This window comes from Photobacterium leiognathi, assembly GCF_030685535.1.
Taxonomy (GTDB): domain Bacteria; phylum Pseudomonadota; class Gammaproteobacteria; order Enterobacterales; family Vibrionaceae; genus Photobacterium; species Photobacterium leiognathi.
The window spans coordinates 2,106,618-2,126,479 of record NZ_CP131601.1 but is presented as its reverse complement, the minus strand read 5'-3'; the positions used below and the strand labels follow the sequence as shown (position 1 = coordinate 2,126,479).

Genomic DNA, 19,862 nt, shown 5'->3' with positions numbered 1-19,862 from the left:
AAATTTCACCGCTTTATTGATCTAACGCGGTGAAATTCGCCTATCAGCATTACACAATAATTACGCTTTTAATCACAGTGTTGACTATGATGGGAAAGTCTCATTTGGTGCCCATTTATTCAATCTGGTGATTTTGCCACTTACTTCATCTTTTACGTTTGGAATCAAAAGGTGATGGCGTAGTTATTGTTAAGGGAATAATGCTATATGCGTCAAAGTCTTCGTTACATCATACCTATTTTGCTGCCATTAATTGTCCTGCTTTTACCGGCTTCGTTTTTTCCGGTTGAGGGACTTACAGTTATTCAGCAACGTGTTATTGCGATCTTTTTATTGGCGGCCTTGTGTTGGGTATTAGAGCCAATTCCAATCTATGCGACTTCTGTTGTGATCATCGTTTTAGAATTGTTACTGCTTTCAAATAAAGGCTTGTATCTGTTTAGAATGGATCACGGGCAACCCCATTTTGGTGAACTGCTTGATTACAGTGCAATCATGGCAACCTTTGCCAGCCCAATCATCATGCTGTTCTTAGGTGGTTTCTTCCTTGCCATGGCGGCAACCAAATACCGTTTAGATGTCAACTTAGCGCGAGTGTTACTTAAGCCTTTTGGTCATCAACCGAAATACGTAATGTTTGGTTTAATGCTGATCACCGCGATTTTCTCAATGTTCATGTCGAACACGGCAACCACAGCTATGATGCTATCCATTCTCGCACCTGTGATTGCGCTGTTTGGTGCGAAAGATCCCGGTAAAATTGCTTTTGCATTATGTATTCCAGTGGCTGCGAACATTGGTGGTATCGGCACCCCAATTGGTACGCCACCGAATGCAATTGCACTTAAATACTTGTCAGCAGAGAACATGATCACCTTTGGTGAATGGATGTTCTTTGGTGTGCCATTTGTGGCGGTATTGTTGGTGTTTGCATGGCTGCTTATCAATGCGTTTTACCCTGCTAAACAAGAAAAAATCGAGCTAACCATTCAAGGTAAATTCTTAAAAACACCAAAAGCCATCACGGTATACGTCACCTTTGCATTAACGATCCTGCTTTGGTTAATGGGCTCTACTCATGGTATGAACTCATACACTGTGGCACTTATTCCGGTGGCGATTTTCTCGCTGACAGGGATCATCAATAAAGAAGATTTAAAGAAGATATCTTGGGATGTGTTGTGGCTCGTATCGGGTGGTATTGCATTAGGTTTAGCGTTAGATAAAACAGGCTTAGCTAAGCTGGTGGTCAACAGTATTCCGTTTGATAGCTTCTCGCCATATATAGTATTAATCGGTGCTGCGACACTGTGTTTAGTGATGGCAAACTTTATGTCACACACCGCAACTGCGAACTTGTTGATGCCTATCATGGCAGCATTGGGTACATCTATGACTTCTCTTACGCCGTTAGGTGGAGAGATCACTTTGATCTTGGTTGTTACCTTTGCCGCCTCTCTAGGTATGTCATTACCAATCAGTACCCCACCCAATGCGTTGGCACACGCAACAGGCCATGTTGAAAGTAACCAAATGGCGAGAGTCGGGGTGATCATTGGGGTGATAGGTGTTGTATTAAGCTTTGCTATGATTTGGGTCTTGCACTTAATTGATCATATTTAATGATTCAGTATTTGCTTAACCATAAGGATACAAAAATGGTTCAACCTCAAGCATTAACGCGGATCATTGATACCTATTTCCGTGATTCTGAGCGAACCATGTCAGTAGCGGCAGGAACGTAAGTGCTGCGTCAGAACGACTACAACGATAAGCTTTACTGGGTGAAAAGCGGTGAACTATCGGGGTATTTAAAACATGACGAGCAGGGACCGAGTGCCAAAGTGTTTGTGGTTAAAGAAGGGATGTTCTTTGGGGTTCATAGCTTCTTTGCCCAAACCTTAATGGCAACCACTACAGTCGTTGCGGAAAAAGACAGCGAAATTGCATGGATTGATCTGCTCACTCAACCGGTAGAGCCTGAAACATATGGTTCACTGGCAGAGCAATTTATGCTTGTGATGGTACATGAATTAGCGCGTCGACAAATGCTGACGGGAATAGAAGCGTTAGAGAAAGAAAAGGCGCTACAAAAACTTTACTCAAGTGAGCAAATGCGAACCCTTGGTCAACTTGCAGCTGGTATTGCCCATGAGCTTAATAATGCGATTGGTGTTATCAGCAGTAAGACCGAGAATATCCAAACCGATATTATGGATTTTGTTTCGGCAATAAAGCCTGAAATGCTTCCTTTTCTCCAACATGGTATTAACGTTGGGCAAACGGCGGGCTCTCAACAAGTGCGTGAGCGAGCCAAGGTATTGATGAAGCAATATCATTTGCCACGAGAGCAAGCCAAGACCTTAGCCAGAGCAATACCTGAAGGTGAAGTTCCAGCACCGTGGTTAACCCATTTGGATGAAGCTTTACGCTATTGGGATTGTGGGCGTGATTTACGTGATATGCGTTTGGCGGCGAAACATTCTGCCAGCATTGTGAAATCGGTAAAACAGCTAGGTGGTAGCGATCATGTTCGACAACCTGATGTTGATATTAATGAAACGCTACATAAATCTCTGGCACTGCTACAAAGCAATTTACGTCCTGTCGAAGTGATATTGCGCCCAGCTGTATTGCCGCCATTAATGGCAAGCTCTACTGAGTTAGTACAGGTGTGGGTAAACTTGATCAAGAATGCTTGTGATGCGATGGAGCACACCACAGCACCGCAAATTGAGATAGTGACACGCCATGTGAAGAATAAAATCTTAGTCACCATTACCAACAATGGTCCTATGATTGATGAAGCAACGCGCAGACAGATCTTTAATCCCAACTTTACTACTAAGAAAGGCGGGTTATCGTTTGGATTAGGATTAGGTTTATCAATTGTACAACGGATCATACAAAGCTATGACGGTTCGGTGGTGGTGAAAAGCGATGAAGAACGTACCACGTTTCGGATTAAGCTACCGATAATCTAAGGGATGAGTTATGGAAAAAATAGTCGTTATTTGTGTTGATGATCAACAAGAAGTATTAAGCGCAGTGCTAAAAGATCTCTCACCGTTACAGGCTTCCTTTATGATTGAAGAGTGTGATTCAGGTGAAGAAGCACTAGAGCTAATGGATGAGTTAGATGCGGAAGGGCACTACATTGGTTTGGTGATTTCAGATCATGTTATGCCGGGTAAAAATGGCGTGGAGTTATTAACGGATGTTACTAACGATAGCCGTTTTATCAAAACCAAAAAGATCCTACTAACAGGGCAAGCCACTCACCAAGATACTATTGCTGCAATTAATCATGCACGTATTGAAAGCTATTTTGAAAAACCGTGGGATGCAGAAACCTTAGTAAGCTGCGCCAGAACACTGTTGACGGAATACATTTTCGATATGGGGTTTGATTACCAAGAATGGGGTGAAGTGTTAGATAACACTACGGTATTGCGCCGTTTACGTTAATATTAAGGCTACTCGTTTAGCTCTTTGAGTGTGATTGCGGAAAAAGCCAAATAGTAAATATTTGGCTTTTTTTATTGACCTTAGACTTAACTCCAAGGTTTATAGTCAGTCATAGATAATCAAAATAGCACTCAAGGAGAACGATTATGTGTGCTCAATGCCATAATAAGAAACCGCACATTCACGCGGCAAAACCAACGGCAGTAACCAAAGCAACAGTGACAGTAGAATCTTGTGAATCTGCGTCTTGCTGCTCATCAACACCTGCTGACGGTGTGAAAAAACACACGGAAGGTTGTGGAGAATCTGATACCGACGGCCCCGCTTCCTGTTGCTCATCGAAAACATCACCTCAGGTTGATGCGCTCCATTCTGCGTCACCTAAAACAGCCTTTAAGATAGCCTCTGCTACTTCATCAGCAACAACGCATTCTCAGCACGCGCATTCAGAGCATGATCATGCTCATTCAAACGCAGTTAAAAGCTGTAGCTCATGGTCTGCACCGAGTATGACCAAAGAGCAAGAACAAGCACTCGAAGCAACGCTGGCGCAATCAGCACATGGTCAAACCTTTAGCTGGAAAGTGGTTGGCATGGATTGTCCAAGCTGTGCTGCTAAATTAGAAAAATCGATTTCAAGCCTTGCTGAAGTTGAAACGGCAAAAGTGATGTTTGCGACAGAAAAACTGATCGTAAATATGCTGCCATCTCAGCAAGCGACAACAGAGCAACTAAAAAAACGCATTGAAGATAAAGCGCAAGATACTGGCTTTACTTTAGTTGCTAATGCTGCGGCAGCAGAAGCGTTGCCGAAAAAATCATTTATCCAAACGCATTTAGAAGTCATTGTGATTGCGGCAATGATGTTTGTGTCCTTCTTACTTAACCAAGTCTCTCATAGCGTTGGTTTAGTCGCCTTTACCTTAACTACCATTGTCGGTTTAGTACCGATTGTGAAAAAAGCGATTAGCTTAGGTAAATCAGGCTCGCCATTTTCCATTGAAACCCTAATGAGTATCGCTGCCATTGGTGCATTGTACTTAGGGGAAACAGCCGAAGCGGCGATGGTTATCTTACTGTTCTTAATTGGTGAACAATTAGAAGGGTATGCCGCTTCTCGTGCCCGTAGTGGTGTAAAAGCATTAATGGAGTTAGTACCAGAAGAAGCCAACGTTGTGCTTCCTAATGGTGAAAAGAAAAAAGTCCCAGCGAGCGAGCTACAACCGGGTGATGTGATTGAAGTCGTACCGGGTGAGCGTTTACCAGCCGATGGTCAAGTGTTAGATGTGGTTGCGAGCTTTGATGAAAGTGCATTAACCTGTGAATCTGTACCTGTTGAACGCCTACCAGGTGAAAAGGTTATGGCAGGTAGCATGGCGTCAGATAAAGTGGTGCGTTTAACCATTATCTCAGCTCAAGGTGAAAACGCTATCGACCGTATTTTGCATATGATTGAAGATGCGGAATCACGTAAAGCGCCATTAGAACGCTTCATTGATAAATTCAGTCGTTGGTATACGCCTGCGATGATCTTATTAGCAGCATTAGTCATCATCATTCCGCCATTGGCATTTGGTCAATCATGGGATGAGTGGATCTACAAAGGCTTAGCATTATTGTTAATTGCTTGTCCATGTGCGTTAGTAATTTCAACACCAGCAGCGATCACCTCAGGTTTAGCGGCTGCAGCACGTCGTGGCGCATTAATCAAAGGTGGTGCGGCTCTTGAGCAACTGGGTCATATTGAAACCGTGGCGTTTGATAAAACAGGTACGCTAACGGAAGGTAAACCTGTTGTGACTGATTTAATTAGCTGGGATAACGATGACGACAAACTATTGCGTCAAGCTGCAGCGGTTGAATCTGGCTCGTTACACCCATTAGCGACAGCGGTTGTGAACCTTGCGCTAGAAAAATCACTACCAGTAGTTGAAGCCGATAATCGTGAAGCATTAGCAGGGCGTGGTATTCAAGGTACAACTGAAGGCGATCACTTCATGTTATGTGCCGCTGATCGTCTAGCAGAAACTATTAGCTTAACAGCAGAGCAAGAGCAACAAGCTATTGCGCTGGAAGGTGAAGGTAAAACCTTGGTGGTTACCGTACGTAATCAACAAGCGGTTGGTCTTGTGGCATGGCGTGATAACTTACGCAGTGACGCACTTGAAGCGATTACCAAACTTAAACGTATTGGTGTTGATTCAGTGATGCTAACAGGAGATAACCCACGTGCAGCCGCTGCTATTGCGAAAGAGATCAACATTGATTTCCGCGCAGGTTTACTGCCAGAGGATAAAGTCTCTGAAGTGCGTAAACTCAATACCAATCACACAGTAGCTATGGTTGGTGATGGTATTAACGATGCGCCAGCGATGAAAACAGCGACCATTGGTGTTGCAATGGGCGGTGGTACGGATGTAGCACTAGAAACAGCAGATGCGGCGATCACCCATAACCGTGTGTCAGAGCTGCCAGTGATGATTGAATTGTCTCGCGCAACACTGAGCAATATTCGTCAAAACATCACTTTAGCACTTGGTTTGAAAGCGGTATTTTTAGTGACAACCTTACTTGGCTTTACAGGGCTTTGGGTTGCAGTATTAGCCGATAGTGGTGCAACAGCATTGGTAACGTTAAACGCACTACGCTTACTTCGTTTTAAACCTAAAAAATAACCATAGTTATTAGCAATTGAGCTAATCTTTTAAACGGCATGACAGAGCAAAGCGCTGAGTTATGCCGTTTTTTTATGGAGCTGATTTGTTAGAAAAGTGGAGAATTTAAGAAAAATAACCGAGCAGAATGAGAAAATTTTTTGTGATTGTTGCAATAAGATAACGTTTACCTGTGATTTTAATCATATTTAAATGTAACAAAAATTTTCGTTGCTTTTTGCGGGTGTGACCGGGCTCACTAAAACTCATTAAATCATTGGGTATTGTAACTAGGTCTTTTGATAGAGCATGTTGCTATGTTTTTGACTCTTTCTATCAAAACATTCTATTAATAATGCGTTTCATGGAACCTCTCTGAACCTACAACAGAGCCGTTTAAATTAAAGGGTAACATTATGTCTGACAATAAAGTATTCCACCTAGGTGTTAATAAAGCTGATCTTAATGGTGCTGAGCTTGCCATCATTCCTGGCGATCCTGCACGTGTTGAGAAGATTGCAAACTTAATGGATAACCCAGAGTTTCTTGCAAGTTCTCGTGAGTACACACTTTTCCGTGCTCAACTAGACGGTAAATCTGTAGTGGTATGTTCAACAGGTATCGGTGGTCCATCAACGTCTATCGCAGTAGAAGAGCTAGCACAGCTTGGTGTAACGACGTTCCTACGTGTGGGTACAACAGGTGCAATCCAGCCAAACATCAACCCAGGCGACATGATTGTAACAACAGGCTCAGTTCGTTTAGATGGTGCAAGTCTGCACTTTGCTCCAATGGAATTCCCAGCAGTGGCAGACTTCGGTGTTGCGACTGCAATGAAACAAGCGTGTGATGAAGCACATGCGGTAGTACACACAGGTGTAACTGCATCAAGTGATACTTTCTACCCAGGTCAAGAGCGTTACGACACATTCTCTGGCCGTGTTGTTCGTCGTTTCCAAGGCTCGATGAAAGAGTGGCAGGAAATGGGCGTGCTTAACTTTGAAATGGAATCAGCAACGCTATTAACTATGTGTGCAAGCTCTGGCTTACGTGCAGGTTGCGTAGCAGGTGTTATTATCAACCGTACTCAAAAAGAGATTCCAGACCACGCAACGCTTAAAGAAACAGAAGCGAAATCTATTAAGATTGTGGTAGAAGCTGCACGTAAAATGCTAGCTGAATAAGATTTAATTCTTTAAAATAATATATTAGAAAGCCGCTCTTCGGAGCTAACACCTATCACTTAAGAAATTGATTGGTTGCACGATCTTTCAGATAGTTAAAAATACCCTCAGTTTTGCAAAACTGGGGGTATTTTTTATGTTGTCACATTGGCTCATTGATGTAGATGCGTTTGCAGCACCAGAATCACTCTCATTATTTCAAAGAGACTTACCTCTTGAGTGGATTCAACAAGCATTAGATGAAACCAATAAGGCCAGTATACGCAGACGAAAATTACCTGCGGAATTGGTTGTTTGGTTAATCGTTGGAATTGGCCTATATCGTAATAGATCGATAACCGATGTCTTGAATAAACTTGATTTGCAATTATCGCGATCACAAGGTGATTCTATTGCACCAAGTGCTATCCCTCAGGCGCGAAAACGATTGACAGCACAGCCTCTAAAAGCACTTTTCTCACTCACTGCCAAATATTGGACGAAAGCCGAAGATAGCGGAGACACATGGAAAGGCTTACGCCTTTTCTCTGTCGATGGAACTCAATTTAGAAGTCATGATACTCCAGAATTAGCGAGTCACTTTCAGTATGTCAAACACGGTAAGATACAGCATACAGAATACCCTATCGTCAGGTTATGTGCTTTATGCTCCCTTCGTAGTCGATTAATACACAACGTAGCATTTGGTCCCAGCAATATTGGTGAAGAGAACTATGCTAAACAGCTTATATCCTCAATAACGCCAGATTCTTTAACTATTTTTGACCGATGTTATCTTGGCGCCGAGTTGATGATTAATTGGCAACGTCAGCATGATTCGAGTCATTGGATGACTCCAATTAAATCAAATACGCGATATACCGTCATTAAGCAGCTTGATGAAGCAGGACGAGATTTGATTGTAGAAATGGATGTATCCAAATATGCAAGAGCTAAAGACCCAAGCCTTCCTGAAAAATGGCAAGCTCGATTAGTGCTTTATCCAGAAAAAACTCAAAAATATCATATCCAAGGGCTTCTTACTTCCTTAGTTGGTGAGCATTATAGCTATCAAGCTTTGCTTGATGTTTATTTCGAACGTTGGGAGATAGAAAACAGTTATGGTGAAATAAAACATGACATGCTTGAAGATGAAATATTATTGCGTAGTCAATCAGTAGAAGGTATTGAGCAAGAAATATGGGGAATATTGATAGCTTATAATCTTGTTCGCTTAGAAATAAGTAGAATAGCGGCAGAAGCGAATGTTTCACCATTACGGATAAGTTTTATGATGGCGTTAAGAGATATTCAAGATGAATTAATGTGGTGTGCCATCGCTTCGCCAGGTTCAATTCCTCAAAAACTGAGAGCAATGAGAAAACAAGTAAAGCGTTACATATTACCTGAAAGAAAAAAACGGCCCAAGCAGAGAGCCGTTCGTATCAATAAAACTCGTTATCCAGTTCGTTCCAAACACCTTAAGTGATAGGTGTTAGCTCTTCGGAGCGGCTTTTTTATTTGGTAATAAAGTCATGAATAAAAATGGGGAATTAAAAAGGGTTTATGACATGACTTGTAAATGATTTAAAGATTAAACTGCAAAATCTATAGCAATATAAAAAGTATCAAGTTGTGACATATTACGCTCTTTCCAAATCCTTCTTGTATCATGTACTCTATAGCCAAGCTCGGTATTAAAGTTCTTATTTATTCGGTAATTAATACCAGTTTGTGCTCCTAAAATCAGATCATCTTTATGTGATTCAACGACTTGAATGCCTGTACTTGCACCAACGAAGAATCTCCAGTCTTTATTGTCTGAAATTGGCATAAAATAATCATAAGAACCAACAAGGTTGTATATATCTTTGTCTATCTCTAAGTAACTGTAAAGCCTGTGTTTATCACTAAAGTTAGCGCCAACTCTGAAGCTAGGGTTAGACACCCAATCAGTATGAACACTACTAATGCCATCATTGATTCCAAAGCCAATAAATGCTTGAGGTTCAGAAGCATTCGCAGATTGACTTAGAAATAAACTGAGTAGTAAAGGTGTGTATTTTAATTTCATTTATCCTCCAAATTATTTAGAGAACGATACATTATTCCTTTAAGGGATGCTGATTGATTTTGTAAGTTAATGTTAATGTCTTTGTGGTTTATTGATAAAAATGTAATTTAGATGCAGTTGATGTTGGGCTTATGAATACTGAGCTTCTATTTAGATTGGTAATTGTGAATATTTCCTTTGACCTCAATCTAACTTGAGGTTTTATCCTTGCTTTAAATCAATCTCGCTGGTGGCGAAATTACAGAAATTAAAGCAAGGAGAAAAACAATGACACAGTTTGTTGATAAAGGGATTTTAGCGTTAGCGAATGTAGTGGAAATTGACAGTAACGCATGGTTTCAAGGGCATACTGGGGCAGCATTACTGGCAGGTGATTCACTACTTCACAGTGGGGCGCTTAATGATTTAGCTAAGCAGAGTTTGCAAGAAAGATTAGCGCAGTTTGTTGATGATAATCAGCATTTAATGAATCCATTAGCAGCTAGCCCTAAAACTACCAATTACAGAAAAGTGGTAAATGCCATTGCGCTCAACGCACAGCAGTTATGCCATTCAGGTCATGGGATCATTTATGGCGCATTGTTTTTAAATGCTGTTACTAATAATAACGTTGTTGTTACTGAGCGTATGGTTACCAATATTGCCAAACTTATTATTAATTGTATGGATGATAATTGGGGGCGTTATTATGGCTTAGCGGATTACCGTCAATACCAGCCGACAAGCTTATTAAATAAAGGCGAGATAGATATTCATCAACTCTGTATTCTTGCCGTGACTCGCAGCACACAAGATCTTCATCATAATACTGATGAGCATTTTTTCTCTGGCGATAAATTGCATGGTATTACTCATGCTCACGCAATATTTCTACTCGATAAACTAGGCTATAAAGAATTGGCACAGCAAGCGGCGCAACAATCACTGATTCAATTAGAACTTAATGATCGAAAACCTGAAGCAGGGTTAAAAAAGGTGATATCAAAACCATTTGATTTATCGGATCCAAATATCTGGGGACGTGACTTTAACGATGATCACCAAATTAAGTTAGCGCACAGCTATGTGGAATTATCGATTAATATAAATCAGCCATTAGCAAAATTAGATAACCTTTGGGGGGCAACGGTGTAGCTTAATTGCCTTTATACCCAGAGCACTTAGATATAGTTACCTATCACCAAACCACAACGTATTGGCGCAAACCTTGTTCAGAGCTATGATGTATAGCTCACTGATAGATAAAGGGATTGATTATGTTGTGGTTTTTGATGATTACCTTACCACTGATTTTAGTAATAGCGCATGTGGTGCTTCTTGCTACCAACCTTTATTCTTCGGTAAAACCTGCCTTGGTTATTCCTGCTATTATTGTGGTGTACTGTGGGTATTCCATTATCAGTGTGTCAGATCGTGACGCGCTACCTGCGATTGTATTAGCGGTATATTACTTAGTGTTGACTGTGTTTACGTTACGACGTACTTACAGCTGGTATCATCAATTAAGTTGAAAATGCTAAGTAATAAAGTTGTTAATGTTATGATAATTATCACTTAAATGCTTTTCTCTCTATGTTAACTTGCCTGCTCTATTTTGCTTTTAAATCTAAGGATGGAAGTTGACATGATTAAAATGAAGTACTTTTTCTTATTATTGGTAGCGTTCTTTATTACTGGCTGTGTAAGTCCTATCCCCTTACATGAACAAGCGCCAGATACTAACTATAACGTTACGAAGAAAGTATTAATTTCCGTCAATGACCAACGTAAGCGAGTAAAAGAAGGTAAGCCAGAAGATTTTATTGGCGTAGCTCATGCGACCTTTGGAATTCCCGTGGATTGGCATGTATCTCAAGTTTTAGCGACTGAAGAAGGCGACAAAGAGAAAAAATTAGCAGATTTTCTTGAGCATCGAATTTTACACGGCTTACAAAAACAGGGGTGGAATGTTGAGGCTGTTAAGGTTACTTCGGGGGCAAGTGACAGTGAGATCATGACGTTATTAGCTGATAATCAAGCAGATAAGCTAATGCAATTAAACATTAATGAATGGTATTTCAGTATTAATTTAAACTGGGTGTCTGCTTTTAATTTTGATACTGATACGTTAGTTAAAATTTATGAAGTAAATGATGGTCAGATCTTAGAAAAACAAATTGCAGGGCGTGATGTAATTGAAGAAAAAGGTGATGAGTCACCACAGAATAATGTACTTCGAGCCTATAGAGAGCAATTAGTTGAAATCTTCAGTGATCCTGAAGTGAAAAGTAAATTAACGGATTAATTTTCGAGTTGTATAGTTATGAAAAAGCGCTGTTATCAGTGCTTTTTCTCTATTAACTCGCATGTCGAACTATTTTCATTCTTTGAAACCTGTCACTTTAGTCATTGTATCCCTGTGTTACGTTCGATGAGCGCAAATAGTGCCGACGATAAACACAAGATGGATGTAAAGATGACTGAGAAGAACCAACAACCACGTAATGACGCTTTGTTTACTGACTTTATTCAAGGTTATTGGCGCATGGCGCTGTGGGGAATGACAGCGCAAGAGCGATTAACCTTTATTAAACAGCATATGGAGCTGGGCATTACAACGGTTGATCATGCGCCTGTTTATGGCAAACCATCTTGTGAATTGTTATTCGGTGAAGCATTAAAGTTACAGCCAAGTGTACGTGATGATCTGACCATTATTTCTAAGTGTGGCATTGTGCCGGGCAAAGAGGTAAATGGTACATCTCAGGTGGCATACTACGATAGTCGTGCTAGTCATATCTTGAGCTCTGTAGATGAATCACTGCAACGCTTAGGTGTTGATAACCTCGATATTCTGCTTATTCACCGTCCAGATTTATTAATGGATGCCGATGAAATTAATAGCGCGTTTGAAAAGCTGTATCAAGCAGGCAAAGTGAAACATTTCGGGGTATCAAATTTCTCGAAAGACGAATTTGCTTTATTGCAATCGCGTGTTGAAAAGCCATTAGTAACCAATCAAATCGAAATTAACCCTCTACAAACTCAAGCGATTGAAGATGGGACGTTAGCGCAATTACAGCAACATCGTGTTCGTCCTATGGTGTGGTCATGCTTAGCGGGTGGCGATATTTATAACGGAGATTCAGAGCAAGCGTGTCGTGTGCGTGACACTTTGAATGTATTAAAAGAAGAGTTAAATGCAGACAGCATCGATCAGGTGATCTTTGCATGGTTAATGCGTTTACCAACAAAACCTGCGTTATTACTTGGAACGGGCAAGATAGAGCGTGTGAGAACCGCTGTAGCAGCACAGCAACTCGATCTAACCCATGAGCAATGGTATCGCCTATTAGAAGCTTCAAAGGGGCATGGCGTAGCTTAATGTTATCTAAGTAACAGAAATTTAAGTTAGAAACTAAAAAAGACCTCATGTGAGGTCTTTTTGTTTATGCGTGCTTTATTTTTTGAGCGTAAGGTTATGCAGGATTGTGGATGTGTGCTTCACCACCTGCGCCTTTAAGCCACTCGTAAAGGTGCGTTTGTAAATCGCCTAATTGATCAGGACCAATGATTGCTAGACCTAAATCTTGGGCGCGAACTAAGTCGTGATGGCGTAGTGGGCGGAAACTTACTAGCATTGCGCGAGCTTGTAAGCCACCTAATAGGTCACGCAGTGATTCCAGTTTGTATAACGTATCATCACCATCGTCACGCATGCCTTTGGTCTTACATTCGATGATGTGTAGCTTGTTATTAACGATAGTTGCCACATCCAATTCATTACGTACCTCACGCTCACCGATCTTACGATAAACCTGCACACCTAATGAGTGGTCTTGGATTGTTGGCAGTTCGTTTTGAATCGCACGTACTGTGCTGTGAACAAGGTTTTCTAACCATTCGCCATTAGCAAATCGACGCGCTTCTTCGTGTTTGAATGTTAGAACGCCATCGCTATAAGTGGCTAAGCCTGTTTCTTCTAAATCCGCTAATAGTGTACCGAGCTCTTTGTAGCCTTGCTGCTTTTCACTCAGTTCTACATGCAGGATTTGTTCTTTTCGACAGGTTGTTGCTAGGTAGTTTAAGGTCGCTAAACCTGGGCCTAATTCAAGGGCTGAACTTGCCCAGCGTTGTCCTAGTTCCCAAAGCTGTGCGTTTAGGGATTCTGGCATTGGGTTTTCTGATAGCTCACAACGAGCGCCGAAAATAGTCAGGTAATCGGTAATTTGAATGCGGTCTTGAACTTGTTGTTGTTCACGATCAGATGGGAATAGCCAGCACATCTCATCACTGTAAGGTTCGATAACGTAAATTGACCAGTGGTAAGAGCGGAATACTTCGTAAGCAGAAAGTAGACGGTGACGTAAGCCGCAGCTTGCGTTAAACCAAATTTCACAGCCCGTGTCTTTTAGTTGTTCGGCGAGTTGGTGAATTCTGTCTCGAATTTGGGTGATGTTGATGATGTCTGGAATAACGAAGAATTCAACATCGATGTGTCTTGGTGTCAAAATAGAAGCTAAGCGGTCGTATTGTTCTCGCTGAACTTCAGTCCCGATAAATACCATTTTCTGAACGGGGACTGCTTCATCAAGCAAGGGAGTGATCAAACGGACGGGGTCCTGATCAATAATACCAACATGAATAATCATAATAATCCTTAATGCGCCAAATTCTTATGGGGGCATATTTTGTGCGCGCATTAATTAATGAGAAGTGAATAAAGGGGCACGCAGCACACTTTAATAGGTTATATGAGGATTTTGAATGCGAAATTCAAGCCTAAAACACGCAGGTATTTTATTTTTCATTATTAGATATCGATAAATGATCTCTACGTATTCCATTATTGTTAATTAACAATTTAATGCTCTTAAAAAGCATAACGCCATCTAAAAAAGATGGCGTTATAGATTAAATAATAAGCTGTTGCTTCGTTGTGCTATTTGCTCAATTAGTGAGTCACAGGGTTAGGTAGCTGTGATGCTAATAGCCAGATCGCTAGTACAAAGAAAACGAGTCCCATGAACTTATGTTGGTTAGCGCGGAATTTCTCACTTTTCAGTAGTGATTTACCAAACGTACCGACTGTGGTCACTAGGAATAAGTTAAACAATAAGCCAAGTACGTTAAGCAGTAAGCCAAGTACCAGCATTTGTTGACCAGAAGTCGCTGTTACATGAGTCGAAACAAACTGTGGTAAAAACAGAACGAAGAAAATCAGTGCTTTTGGATTAAGCAAGTTACTAAATACAGCGCGGCGGTAAAGTGTAACTGCCATTTTATTGCTTTTCTTTAGCTCTTCAGGGGCATCTGCTGGTGGTGTACGTAAACAATCCCACCCCATCTTTAATAGGTAAGCACCACCTAATAGACGAAGTACTTGAAGGGCGATTGGGTTAACAGCAATTAATGCAGATACACCCATAGCCGCCATGATGGTTAATAGAATACCTGATGTCGCATTACCTAAACTGGCAAAGATACCAACCTTACGCCCATAGCTTAGGCTTGAGCTGGCAATCAGAAGCATGTCGGGACCTGGAATTAATAACAGTGCGATAACCGCAGTTAAATAGAGGGGTAATACGTTTAAATCAATCATGGCTTTTTAACTAAGTTGAGCAGGGGAACGTATTTTACCTATCGATAGTGATTAATTCATGCATTTTGATTAAAAAATGGTTTTAATTTCTATTTAATTTAATTTTTTGTGAATATTGTGTATGTGTTTTTCTTTTCTTGTGGGTTTATGTGTGGTTGTTGTTAATGTTGGTGATAAATTGCTTACTGATAGTAAACAAGTGATCAGGAAGAGGCATTTCAAATATTTTTACTAGTGGTGTTTATGAGATAAGTAAGGACAGTGGTTACACACAAAGAAAAAGATCACCGAAGTGATCTTTTTAATATTGGTACATTTACAATTCAGCGTATTACGCTTTGTTACTGTGGAGATGGAAACGCTGGTGGAAATATTCTTTTAGATGCTCTTCCATTTCATGAACTTTGGCATCAATGGCATCGCAAAGCACTTTGTCGTTGTTCATCGCATTAACACGGTTGATCACCATATCTTCAATCGCTTCTTTTTGTGCTTCTGTTAATTCAACTTGGTTTGCATTTGTCATTGTTTTTATCCTACAGACAGTGAGAACAAGCGAGTAGATAGCTGCTTACTTGCCAATTTTCTTCATCATATCGAGATCAGTTATCAGTTGGAATATCTGTAATCAGACATTGCTGTTATGAGTGTTAATAAACATCATGACAAATTAATGTGATTTAAATCTCACTATTGGACATTGTTAAAAGCTTACGCGTAAAATAGCCGTCCATACAAAAAATGCGGTTATAAAGGTGCAGTTGTTGATGAGCAATGTTGCGATGAAAGAGAATTTTGAGTTATTGGCACCCGGTGGTGATATTGAATCCATTAAAGCAGCTATTGCTGCGGGTGCGGATGCGATCTACTGTGGTTTAGACAGTTTCAACGCACGAAACCGAGCAACTAACTTAACCTTTGATGTTCTCAGCGGCATCATTCGTTTAGCTCATCAGAACAATTGTAAAATCTTCCTGACCTTAAACATCGTGGTATTAGATAGCGAAATTCCTGCGGTGATCCGTTTATTAAACAAGCTAGTCAATACCAAGGTTGATGGTGTGATTTTGCAAGATTTAGGTTTGTTCCACATCATTAAAAAGCATTTCCCTACCTTGGATGTGCATGCTTCTACTCAGATCAATACCCATAACGATGGTCAAATTCTGTTTTTAAAACAGCTACAAGCAAGCCGTGTTAACTTATCCCGTGAATTAAATATTGGTGAAATTAAACATCTGGCGCAGTTTGGTCATCAGCATGATGTGTTAATGGAAGTCTTTGTTCACGGCTCTTACTGCATTGGATTTTCTGGTCTGTGTTACATCAGCTCTGTGAAAAATGGTAACTCAGGTAACCGTGGTCGTTGTAGTCAGCCATGTCGCGATCAATACCAAACCACCGCTGCGGGTAAAGACTTCCCACTGAACATGAAAGATAACTCAGCGTTCGGCAATATGGCGGAGCTTGCTGATGCTGGCGTGTATTCACTAAAAGTGGAAGGACGTATTAAGAAATCACACTACGTCTATACCGTAGTGGATCAATGGCGTCAGCAGATTGATAGTTACTGCGAGCAAAAGCCGCTATTAACCGATACCACATCACTGTTTACCGTTTTTAACCGTGACTTTTCTAACTCGTATCTACAGGGCGATATCAATAAGAGCATGTTTATTGATAACCCACGAGATAACTCGGTGAAGCACTTCTCACAAATTTATCAAGCGACCACCATTGATGATGTGAAAGGCGTTAAGCAAAAGCTGTATGACGACAAAACCGCAATTATCCAAAATGTTGAAGATGTGACTAAAACCATGGATGTCAGTTCGTTACCGCTAAGCATTGTCTTTAGTGGTAAAGAAGGACAACCATTAACGATTGTGGTAACCGCGCCTGAAAAAAATATCACGCTGCAATCTGAATCGGCACTGATCGGTAGCCATAAACACACCTTAACCCATGATATGTTGGAAAAGCGTTTCCAAAGTTTGATCAATGAAGGTGAATACCAAATTACTGAATTTAATACAGCCGATTTAGCCGAAGACACATCGATTCCGTTTGCTGAGTTAGCGCAGCTTAAAGATCAAATTGGTTATGTATTAAATGGTGAAGTAGCGATTGTTGCGCCGATTGATACGCCAAAACCACGTAACAGTGCAAATCATCGTAAACCTACAGGTATTAAGCCTAAACTTGCTATTTTGATTTCAGAACCAAGTGATGTGGCATTAAATCAAGATAACGATGCGACACTTTACTACGCCATTGCTGAAGGTTTATCAATGGAGTTGGAGAAAACCGTCGCACTGTTTGAAGAAAATCCGCACCTCATTCCTTGGTTCCCTGCGATCTTAATTGGTGAAAACTATCAAGCGGCAGTGGCGTTTATCGAGCGTGTTAAACCGACTCGACTCGTTACGAACAATAACGGCATTGCGTATGTTGCTTACCAGCAAGGTATTGATTGGATTGCAGGTCCTTATCTGAACCTAACTAACTCCTTTAGTTTGCAGTGTATTGCTGATGAATTTAACGCGAAGGGTGCATTTGTTTCTAACGAGATCAATCGTAAGCAAATTAACCCGTTGGTGTGCCCTGAAAACTTTGAATTGCACTACAGCATCTATCATCCATTAATGATATTAATGAGCCGTCAGTGTTTATTCCATCAAACTGTAGGTTGTAAGAAAAAGCGTTTTGATAATAAGTGCTTACGTAAGTGTGATAAGTCTGCCTCTATCTTGAGCTTAAAAGATGCGTCGTTTGTGTTAGATAAGCAAAGAGGCGCGCATAACGCCTTGTACAGTCAGCAGAACTACATGAACTTACAAGCGGTTACAGATTTCCCTGACAAGTTTACTCGCTTTATGATTGATCTTCGTGATATTAAAACGGACACACAAATCAGTGCTGATAAAGCAACGCTAGTATCGCTGTTTAATGCGTATATTCACGGTGATATGAGTGCTCGTGAAACGCTAGAGCAAACCATTGTTGGCACGATCTATCATCAATATAAGAAAGGCTTGTAAATTCATCAGGTAACTTAGGCTAGGAAGTAAAACGGAAAAGTATCATGGTAGAGATTAAGATTGTCGCTTTTGATGACGCCCATCGTGGGTTGATCCGCACAGTTCGTGAACAGGTCTTTATTCAAGAGCAGCAAATCGATCCTGAGATTGAATTTGATGATTTAGACTCAGAAGCGGTACATGTGCTGGTGATGGATGGCGAGCAACCATTAGGAACGGGGCGTATTTTAGCTGACGGTCATATTGGTCGTATTGCAATTATGAAATCAGCACGTGGACAATGCTTAGGTGCGAAAGTTGTTCAAGCGTTAGTAGAATATGCCCAGCAGCAAGGCTACCCACACGTGGACCTAGGCGCACAAACCCATGCTGTTGATTTTTACCGTAAGCTAGGTTTCATGCCATACGGTGATGAGTTTATGGAAGCCAATATTCCGCACCAAGCCATGGAGCAGATATTAGAACAGTAACTAACTTTCTAATTGTTTTGTTTGAGAAAAATAAAAACGACCTTAATTACGATTAAGGTCGTTTTTACAAATAGGTATGAATTACTCAGCTGAAGTTGCTTTGTAATCACCAAATTGCACCAGACCATAGCCTTTACAGAAAGTACGGAATTCATTCTTTAGTAATAGTGTTTTGGATGAACCGTCCTCAAGCTTAATTGTATCGTTTCGCCATGAAGCGTTATAAGTAACGATAATACATTCTTCGATTGTCGTATCGCCCAATTTAAATGATGTTTCATCTACAATCGTTAACTTTTGGTAATCTGAACTATTGGTAATTTCACCAACGCTGCTTTCTGGATCGTCAGTGGCAAGAACTTCACTTGTGTAGATATCTGCACGAGTCATAGTTACACCAATTTGTGCTAATGGGTAAGAGGATGAAGTCGTAAACTCATCCTTATAGCTTGTAGTTGTGGTTGTATCACCCGATCCTTTAGTGACGGTACGTTTATGAGCTAGAGGTGTAGTTGTACGCTCTTCCCACTTTATCGACCATACAAGTTTATCATTATAGAAATCATCTTCTTTGTATTCTCTTCCTGTTTCGTCGTAGTAAATTTTGTATGCTTTAGAAATACCATTTTCATCTGTTGGTGCTGTTAAAGTTACAACACGATTAGGTGCAGCATTCGCATAATCATCGATGTTAATAAGGTGGCTCTGATCTTGGATTACATTACCTTTAGCATCGATAACTGTCTTACCATTGATTTTAATGTCACCATGAACATCAAGTGAAGCTGCAGTGGCGGCAGTCGATAGGCTTGTTAGTAGTGCAATTGCAGAAAGAGAAAAAAGTTTAGTCATTATCAATATCCTTATTTGATGATTAAGTTGCCTTTAACCGTTAAATCCTTGTTTAAAACGTATGCCTCACCGTCAGCAAGCTCTAGCGTTATGGTTTGATCTGCTTTAATCTCTCCATTCTCAGCTATGTATTTGTCAAAACTATCTACTGAAGTGAATGTTTTATCTTTTCCAACAGAATCTTCAATTGGAGGTTCGGTTGGTGTCGTGGTTGTTGAGTCAGAGCTGGAACCGTTACACCCTACGAGTATTAACGTCGACAAGATAAGTGCGTATTTGTCACGTTTACTGAACATGTCATTCCCTTACTAGTTTATTGGTTTCAATAAAATAAATGACTCTCGGTAGGAGTAAATATTGGTTATTAGCTTATTGATAACTAGCTCATAACTTTTAATATTCAATATTTATAAATTCGATACACATAAAATTGATGAATGTAAGCGATGTAACGATATTTATTATTAATGACTCTATGCGTATTCGAATTGATAAATGTAAAAAAACGTAAAGCGACATAACTCTGACTTAAACTACTTAACAGCCTTGTTAATAT

General features: G+C 40.5%; 17 protein-coding genes and 1 pseudogene. 12 read left to right on the top strand and 6 right to left on the bottom strand.

Going from position 1 to position 19,862, the window contains the following annotated elements:
• Positions 1–207 precede the first annotated feature (207 nt).
• The 6 genes and pseudogenes from Q7674_RS16825 to Q7674_RS16800 all read left to right on the top strand — a co-directional run bounded on the left by Q7674_RS16825 (position 208) and on the right by Q7674_RS16800 (position 8,774).
• On the top strand, positions 208–1,623 hold the full coding sequence (locus Q7674_RS16825) for an SLC13 family permease (protein ID WP_045065397.1): 1,416 nt from the start codon (positions 208–210) through the stop codon (positions 1,621–1,623).
• 35 nt (positions 1,624–1,658) lie between these two features.
• Positions 1,659–2,984, top strand: a pseudogene (locus Q7674_RS16820) (ATP-binding protein).
• A 10-nt stretch (positions 2,985–2,994) separates the two neighbouring features.
• Positions 2,995–3,468 (top strand): response regulator, encoded by a 474-nt coding sequence (locus Q7674_RS16815; protein ID WP_045065393.1) that lies wholly within the window; start codon positions 2,995–2,997, stop codon positions 3,466–3,468.
• Between the two features lie 146 nt (positions 3,469–3,614).
• A complete protein-coding gene (locus tag Q7674_RS16810; protein ID WP_305422897.1) occupies positions 3,615–6,143 on the top strand; it encodes a zinc/cadmium/mercury/lead-transporting ATPase in 2,529 nt (842 codons plus the stop codon).
• 395 nt (positions 6,144–6,538) lie between these two features.
• On the top strand, positions 6,539–7,306 hold the full coding sequence (udp, locus tag Q7674_RS16805) for a uridine phosphorylase (protein ID WP_008987464.1): 768 nt from the start codon (positions 6,539–6,541) through the stop codon (positions 7,304–7,306).
• A gap of 136 nt (positions 7,307–7,442) precedes the next feature.
• Positions 7,443–8,774 carry an IS4 family transposase gene (locus tag Q7674_RS16800; RefSeq protein WP_045066500.1) on the top strand — a complete coding sequence of 444 codons (1,332 nt, stop codon included), beginning with the start codon at positions 7,443–7,445 and terminating at the stop codon, positions 8,772–8,774.
• Positions 8,775–8,879: 105 nt separating this feature from the next.
• Here Q7674_RS16800 and Q7674_RS16795 read toward each other — a convergent pair whose 3' ends face one another.
• A complete protein-coding gene (locus Q7674_RS16795) occupies positions 8,880–9,359 on the bottom strand; it encodes a hypothetical protein (protein WP_023931727.1) in 480 nt (159 codons plus the stop codon).
• A gap of 267 nt (positions 9,360–9,626) precedes the next feature.
• Here Q7674_RS16795 and Q7674_RS16790 point away from each other — a divergent pair, with 267 nt between their 5' ends.
• The 4 genes from Q7674_RS16790 to Q7674_RS16775 all read left to right on the top strand — a co-directional run bounded on the left by Q7674_RS16790 (position 9,627) and on the right by Q7674_RS16775 (position 12,723).
• On the top strand, positions 9,627–10,493 hold the full coding sequence (locus Q7674_RS16790; protein ID WP_045064707.1) for a hypothetical protein: 867 nt from the start codon (positions 9,627–9,629) through the stop codon (positions 10,491–10,493).
• 122 nt (positions 10,494–10,615) lie between these two features.
• Positions 10,616–10,870 (top strand): hypothetical protein, encoded by a 255-nt coding sequence (locus Q7674_RS16785; protein ID WP_045064705.1) that lies wholly within the window; start codon positions 10,616–10,618, stop codon positions 10,868–10,870.
• 113 nt (positions 10,871–10,983) lie between these two features.
• Positions 10,984–11,643, top strand: coding sequence for a hypothetical protein (locus Q7674_RS16780; RefSeq protein ID WP_045064703.1), 660 nt, complete (start codon positions 10,984–10,986; stop codon positions 11,641–11,643).
• A 171-nt stretch (positions 11,644–11,814) separates the two neighbouring features.
• Positions 11,815–12,723 carry an aldo/keto reductase gene (locus Q7674_RS16775; RefSeq protein ID WP_107229665.1) on the top strand — a complete coding sequence of 303 codons (909 nt, stop codon included), beginning with the start codon at positions 11,815–11,817 and terminating at the stop codon, positions 12,721–12,723.
• A 94-nt stretch (positions 12,724–12,817) separates the two neighbouring features.
• Here Q7674_RS16775 and Q7674_RS16770 read toward each other — a convergent pair whose 3' ends face one another.
• The 3 genes from Q7674_RS16770 to Q7674_RS16760 all read right to left on the bottom strand — a co-directional run bounded on the left by Q7674_RS16770 (position 12,818) and on the right by Q7674_RS16760 (position 15,469).
• Positions 12,818–13,990 (bottom strand): Card1-like endonuclease domain-containing protein, encoded by a 1,173-nt coding sequence (locus tag Q7674_RS16770; RefSeq protein ID WP_305422892.1) that lies wholly within the window; start codon positions 13,988–13,990, stop codon positions 12,818–12,820.
• Between the two features lie 302 nt (positions 13,991–14,292).
• The gene (locus Q7674_RS16765) at positions 14,293–14,943 is read right to left on the bottom strand and encodes a LysE family translocator (protein WP_023931737.1); all 651 of its coding nucleotides are present in this window, start codon (positions 14,941–14,943) and stop codon (positions 14,293–14,295) included.
• 331 nt (positions 14,944–15,274) lie between these two features.
• A complete protein-coding gene (locus Q7674_RS16760; RefSeq protein ID WP_045064699.1) occupies positions 15,275–15,469 on the bottom strand; it encodes a hypothetical protein in 195 nt (64 codons plus the stop codon).
• A 256-nt stretch (positions 15,470–15,725) separates the two neighbouring features.
• Between Q7674_RS16760 and Q7674_RS16755 the strand changes: the two genes are divergently transcribed.
• Both Q7674_RS16755 and Q7674_RS16750 read left to right on the top strand, forming a co-directional pair.
• Positions 15,726–17,984, top strand: a complete 2,259-nt coding sequence (locus tag Q7674_RS16755) for a peptidase U32 family protein (protein WP_439788131.1) — start codon at positions 15,726–15,728, stop codon at positions 17,982–17,984.
• Between the two features lie 44 nt (positions 17,985–18,028).
• Positions 18,029–18,454, top strand: coding sequence for a GNAT family N-acetyltransferase (locus tag Q7674_RS16750; RefSeq protein WP_045064695.1), 426 nt, complete (start codon positions 18,029–18,031; stop codon positions 18,452–18,454).
• A gap of 81 nt (positions 18,455–18,535) precedes the next feature.
• Here the strand turns inward: Q7674_RS16750 and Q7674_RS16745 are convergent, their stop codons facing one another.
• Both Q7674_RS16745 and Q7674_RS16740 read right to left on the bottom strand, forming a co-directional pair.
• Positions 18,536–19,306 (bottom strand): hypothetical protein, encoded by a 771-nt coding sequence (locus Q7674_RS16745; RefSeq protein WP_045064693.1) that lies wholly within the window; start codon positions 19,304–19,306, stop codon positions 18,536–18,538.
• An 11-nt stretch (positions 19,307–19,317) separates the two neighbouring features.
• The gene (locus tag Q7674_RS16740; protein WP_045064691.1) at positions 19,318–19,602 is read right to left on the bottom strand and encodes a hypothetical protein; all 285 of its coding nucleotides are present in this window, start codon (positions 19,600–19,602) and stop codon (positions 19,318–19,320) included.
• Positions 19,603–19,862: the final 260 nt, after the last annotated feature.

Bases quoted from the DNA above. Each gene is read 5' to 3' on its own strand.
- Q7674_RS16775 (WP_107229665.1), top strand. From the start codon at position 11,815: ATGACTGAGAAGAACCAACAACCACGTAATGACGCTTTGTTTACTGAC.
- Q7674_RS16780 (WP_045064703.1), top strand. From the start codon at position 10,984: ATGATTAAAATGAAGTACTTTTTCTTATTATTGGTAGCGTTCTTTATT.
- Q7674_RS16795 (WP_023931727.1), bottom strand. From the start codon at position 9,359: ATGAAATTAAAATACACACCTTTACTACTCAGTTTATTTCTAAGTCAA.
- Q7674_RS16790 (WP_045064707.1), top strand. From the start codon at position 9,627: ATGACACAGTTTGTTGATAAAGGGATTTTAGCGTTAGCGAATGTAGTG.
- Q7674_RS16815 (WP_045065393.1), top strand. From the start codon at position 2,995: ATGGAAAAAATAGTCGTTATTTGTGTTGATGATCAACAAGAAGTATTA.
- Q7674_RS16810 (WP_305422897.1), top strand. From the start codon at position 3,615: ATGTGTGCTCAATGCCATAATAAGAAACCGCACATTCACGCGGCAAAA.
- Q7674_RS16760 (WP_045064699.1), bottom strand. From the start codon at position 15,469: ATGACAAATGCAAACCAAGTTGAATTAACAGAAGCACAAAAAGAAGCG.
- Q7674_RS16750 (WP_045064695.1), top strand. From the start codon at position 18,029: ATGGTAGAGATTAAGATTGTCGCTTTTGATGACGCCCATCGTGGGTTG.
- Q7674_RS16740 (WP_045064691.1), bottom strand. From the start codon at position 19,602: ATGTTCAGTAAACGTGACAAATACGCACTTATCTTGTCGACGTTAATA.
- Q7674_RS16825 (WP_045065397.1), top strand. From the start codon at position 208: ATGCGTCAAAGTCTTCGTTACATCATACCTATTTTGCTGCCATTAATT.
- Q7674_RS16745 (WP_045064693.1), bottom strand. From the start codon at position 19,306: ATGACTAAACTTTTTTCTCTTTCTGCAATTGCACTACTAACAAGCCTA.
- Q7674_RS16785 (WP_045064705.1), top strand. From the start codon at position 10,616: ATGTTGTGGTTTTTGATGATTACCTTACCACTGATTTTAGTAATAGCG.
- udp (WP_008987464.1), top strand. From the start codon at position 6,539: ATGTCTGACAATAAAGTATTCCACCTAGGTGTTAATAAAGCTGATCTT.
- Q7674_RS16800 (WP_045066500.1), top strand. From the start codon at position 7,443: ATGTTGTCACATTGGCTCATTGATGTAGATGCGTTTGCAGCACCAGAA.
- Q7674_RS16755 (WP_439788131.1), top strand. From the start codon at position 15,726: ATGAAAGAGAATTTTGAGTTATTGGCACCCGGTGGTGATATTGAATCC.
- Q7674_RS16770 (WP_305422892.1), bottom strand. From the start codon at position 13,990: ATGATTATTCATGTTGGTATTATTGATCAGGACCCCGTCCGTTTGATC.
- Q7674_RS16765 (WP_023931737.1), bottom strand. From the start codon at position 14,943: ATGATTGATTTAAACGTATTACCCCTCTATTTAACTGCGGTTATCGCA.